Below are 4,378 nucleotides of genomic sequence, written 5' to 3' on the forward strand. Positions count from 1 at the left end.
GGGATGCTTCGCCACGCGGACCCTCGTCGAGGCCGCCGCGACGGCGTGCGCCGCCGAATTCGTCGGGGCCGTCGAGCTCGAGGGCGTCCGGGTCGGCGCGGCGGCCGCGGGCCGATGCGACACGGTCCTTGCCCGGACGCTCGCGGCCGGCCGGTCGGTCGGGGCTCGGGCGGGCCTCCACGCCGGGGTCGCGCTCGCGCCACATCCGGAACAAGCCGATCCCCACGGTGATGGCGGTGGTGATGGCCATCGTCGGGAAGTTGCTGGTGAGCGGCAGTGCCACGGTGAAGATCAGCGCCCTCACCCCGCTGGCACCACCGGCGTCCGGCGCCAGCAGGACGACCGCGGCGACCGCCGTGACCGCGAAGACCAGCGGCGGCTGCACCATCGGACCGAACAGGCTGCGCCTGCGCACCAGACAGACCGCGGCCAGACAGCCGACGATGTACGCACCCTGGTACACGCGCCCCAGTGAGTCCTGGCGCTGCATGTCGAAGGCCGCGGCGATCGCAGCCAAGCCGAAGGCCAGGACGACGGCACCCCACCAGGGCAGTCCACGAGACTTGCCGAGGATCGAGCGCTCGTCCCACGCCGGCTCGCCGTCTTCTTCAAGATCGCTCCGGCGATCGCGGGTCGCGGTCACGGTTGCACACGTTAGTAGGTCGGACGTCCGTGCCGGTCCGCCGTTCTTGAAACGACCCCGCCCGCAACTCCGCGAAGTAAGGACCAGAACCCGATCCGCCTACTGTCCGCTGCCAAGGGAGTGGGCCGCCATCGATGAAGTTATGTGAGGTTATCGGTCAGATGACACCTCCCCTCGGGCCGAATCGCCGCTCCGAGACACCGACGGATGATCACGCGGAGTATGCGCACTATCGGCCAATAACTTTCGCCTTTGAGAACACATCGGACCGATCACCCCGCCTCCGGATCGCCCAACCGGCCCAGCCCACTCGGCTCACGCCGGCCGGCGTGAGCGGCGCCACGCCACTCGACGGCCGCCGGATCGGCCGCGTCCCCGGGCTCGGCCGGCGCCACGTCACGGGCCGGGGCCGAGCTGTTGACGACGCTGTTCACGACGCCGTTGACGACGACCTCGTCGGACCGGCGCACGGCCGCGAGCGGGGTCGGCACGGCCGCCGTCTCGGTTAGCGGGCCGACCGCCGTGGCGAACTGGGTCAACGCGTCCAGCTCCCGGCGCCTGGCCTGCAGGAACCGCTGCAGGTGCGTGCTCGACACGTTCACCGCGTCGATCGCGCCCTCGGCCGCCCGGTGCGCGGCCGCCGCGTGCCCGCGGACCGCCTCGATGTCCTCGACCAGTACGCGCTCACTGGCGGCCAGCATCGCCGCCGACGCGATCACCGCGAACCCGGTCGGCCCGCACACGAACACCCGGCGGTCCAGCAGCCAGCGCAGCAGGTCGGGGTCGGCGTCCATGGCGGCGGCGACCGCGGCGTCGGACGGGACGAACATGACCGTTCCGTAGATCGCGTCCGCCCACCGCTGGTAGCCCTTGCCGGCGAGCTCCGCGGCCCGCGAGCGGATGTTGCGCACATGCACGCGCAGTGCGTCCAGCCGCTCCTCGGCGTCGTCGGTCTCCACCGCCTCGATCCAGCAGGCGATGCTCATCTTCGCGTCGACCGGCACCCGCCGCCCGTCGCCGACGAGCAGCAGCATGTCCGGGCGCACCGACCCGCCGCCGCCGACGTCGGTCTGCACGGTGAAGTGCAGCCCCTCGCGTAGACCGAGCGCCCGCGCGGACTCCACGAGGACCTGTTCGCCCAGCTCACCACGGCCGTGGATGGACGCGAACGTGACCTCGTAGCGGCGCAGCGCGGCGGCATGCGCGTCGGTCCGGTCGCGCTCCTGCCGCACGGCTGACGTCGCCGCGTCCAGCCGGCGCTGGCTGTCGGCGTACAGCCGCCGGAACAGCGCGGCTCCCGCGACGATCACCAGCAGCAGCACGACGGCGACGGTGCCGAACACAGCGGCCACCTCGGTCACTCCCTCCACGTCGGTCAGGTCACGAGCATCATGGGCCAGCCCACCGACAATTCCGGGGAGGACGCGGTGACCAGCCGCGGGCGGGGACCGGCTTCGCGGGCGTGCACACCCGGTAGTGGCGTGGCTCCCCCATTTCACCGGCCGTCCGTCCTAGCTTGACGGCATGCGGGTGCTGCACACCTCCGACTGGCACGTGGGGCGGATGTTCCACGGCCGGGATCTGCTCACGGATCAGGAGGCCGTGCTCGGTGGTCTGGCCGACCTGGTCACCGACGAGCGGGTCGACGTCGTCGTCGTGGCCGGTGACCTCTACGACCGGGCGGTGCCCTCCGGCGAGGCCGTGTCGGCGTGCACTCGCATACTCGACCGGATCAGGGCAGCGGGCGCCCGACTGGTTATCACTCCCGGCAACCACGACTCCGCGCCACGGCTGGGCGCGTTCGCCGGGTTCGCCGCGGCCGGCGGGCTGCACCTGTGTACCCGGATCGCCGAGCTCGACCGACCGGTGCTGCTCGACGACGTGCACGGACCCGTTGCGCTGTACGGGATCCCCTACCTCGAACCGGAGCCGGCGCGGCACTCGCTCGGCATCGACGCAAGCGGGCACGGTGGTGTGCTCACCGAGGCCATGCGCCGCGTGCGGGCCGATCTCGCCGGCCGCGGCGACGGGGTGCGGTCCGTGGTGCTCGCCCACGCCTTCGTCACGGGCGGGGCGCCGAGCGCGTCCGAGCGGACGATCTCCGTGGGCGGCGTCGAGCAGGTGCCGAGCGCGGTGTTCGGCGGCGTGGACTATGTGGCGCTGGGACACCTGCACGGGCCGCAGCGGCTGGCGGAGCACCTGCGGTACGCGGGCAGCCCGCTCGCGTACTCCTTCTCCGAGGCTCGACACCACAAGTCCGTCTGGCTGGTGGAGCTGGACGCGCACGGGCTCGCCGGGGTGGAGCGGCGGCGGCTGCCGGTGCCGCGTCCACTTGCGACAGTCAGTGGAACACTTTCCAGCCTGTTGGGTGAACCCTCGCACGATGGGCTCGTCGACAAGTATCTGTCAGTAGAGCTGACCGACCGGGTACGGCCGACGGATGCGTTGCGTCGGCTGCAGGAGCGGTTCCCGCATGCCGTGCATGTGGACTGGCGGCCGGCGGGCGGCACGGTGGCGGCGCCGATGCGGTACTCGACGACCGTGCGCGGGCGGTCGGACCACGACGTGGCGTGCGACTTCGTCGAGGGCTGCCGGGGCTCGGAGCCGACCGAGGGCGAGCGGGCACTGCTGCGCGAGGCGCTGGCGGCGGTCGCCAACGAGGAACGAGCCGAAACGGCCCAGCAGCGCGGGAACACGGCAGCGTGAGCGGGAGCGAAGGAGCGTACGCCGTCTGGACTGACGAGCAGCGCAGGCGTGAGGAACGAACACCGAGCAGCGCAGGAGGGAAGACTGCGTGTTAGCGACTGAGCGAAGCGAACAATCGGACACAGCGTGAGCGCGGGTACCGCATGAGGTTGCACCGGCTGGAGCTGGCGGCCTTCGGACCGTACCCCTCGCGCGAGGTCGTCGACTTCGACCGGCTCGGGGCGGACGGGGTGTTCCTGCTGCACGGGGACACCGGCGCGGGCAAGACGACGCTGCTCGACGCGGTCGCGTTCGCGTTGTTCGGGGCCGTGCCGGGCGTGCGGGACCAGGCGAAGCGGCTGCGCTGCGACTACGCCGACCCGGCCGTGGTCACCGAGGTACGCCTCGAGCTGACCGTGCGCGGGCATCGGCTGCGGCTCGTGCGCTGCCCGGAGTACCCGCGACCGAAGAAGCGCGGCGGCGGGACGACCAAGCAGCCGGCCAAGGCGTCGCTGACCTGGGTCGGCGCGGCGCCGAGCGGGCACGCGCCGGACGGGCTGACCAGGATCGACGACGTCGGGCGGACCGTCGAGCGGCTGCTCGGGATGAGCAAGGACCAGTTCTTCCAGGTGGTGCTGCTGCCGCAGGGCGAGTTCGCGCGGTTCCTGTGCGCGGACACGGGTGAGCGGGAGAAGCTGCTGGAGAAGCTGTTCGGGACACAGCACTTCGCGTTGGTGGAGCAGTGGTTCCGGGATCGCCGGGGCGTGGCTCGGCAGGCGCTGGACGAGGCACGCCGGACGTCTTGGGAGCTGGTCGCGCGGCTGGCACAGGTCATCGGCTCGGAGCCGCCGGCCGCCGCCGACTCGGTCTGGCTCGACGGGTTGCTCCAGCGGAGCGCCGCCGAGGCCGACGAGGCGGTGACGCGCGAGCTGGCGGCGTCGGCCGTGCGGGACCGGTGCGAGGAGGCGTACCTGCGAGCGCGGACCCTCGCCGACCGGGTGCGGCGGGTGCGGGCGGCGCACGAGGAGCTGGCGGCGCTCGACGCGGAGG

Annotated in this window: 3 protein-coding genes and 1 pseudogene; 2 read left to right on the plus strand and 2 right to left on the minus strand. The window is 72.4% G+C overall.

Features of this window, described 5'->3' with window-relative positions; all coding sequences use genetic code 11:
• A partial coding sequence (locus tag ACRDTB_RS37405; protein ID WP_431436996.1) for a DUF6542 domain-containing protein occupies window positions 1-643 on the minus strand: 643 nt, incomplete at its 3' end.
• 449 nt (window positions 644-1,092) lie between these two features.
• A pseudogene (rmuC, locus tag ACRDTB_RS37410) lies at window positions 1,093-1,995 on the minus strand (DNA recombination protein RmuC); the annotation flags it as partial.
• A gap of 172 nt (window positions 1,996-2,167) precedes the next feature.
• Between rmuC and ACRDTB_RS37415 the strand changes: the two are divergent.
• Together ACRDTB_RS37415 and ACRDTB_RS37420 are read left to right on the plus strand one after the other, a co-directional pair.
• Window positions 2,168-3,349: an exonuclease SbcCD subunit D gene (locus ACRDTB_RS37415; RefSeq protein ID WP_431436997.1), complete on the plus strand. Its 1,182-nt coding sequence runs from the start codon at window positions 2,168-2,170 to the stop codon at window positions 3,347-3,349.
• A gap of 143 nt (window positions 3,350-3,492) precedes the next feature.
• The coding region (locus ACRDTB_RS37420; RefSeq protein WP_431436998.1) for an AAA family ATPase at window positions 3,493-4,378 on the plus strand (886 nt) is incomplete at its 3' end.

Source organism: Actinophytocola sp. (assembly GCF_050699935.1).
In the GTDB taxonomy this organism is placed as follows: domain Bacteria; phylum Actinomycetota; class Actinomycetes; order Mycobacteriales; family Pseudonocardiaceae; genus Actinophytocola.

Excerpts from the sequence above, each read along its gene's own strand:
- ACRDTB_RS37415 (WP_431436997.1), top strand. The coding sequence starts at position 2,168 with ATGCGGGTGCTGCACACCTCCGACTGGCACGTGGGGCGGATGTTCCAC.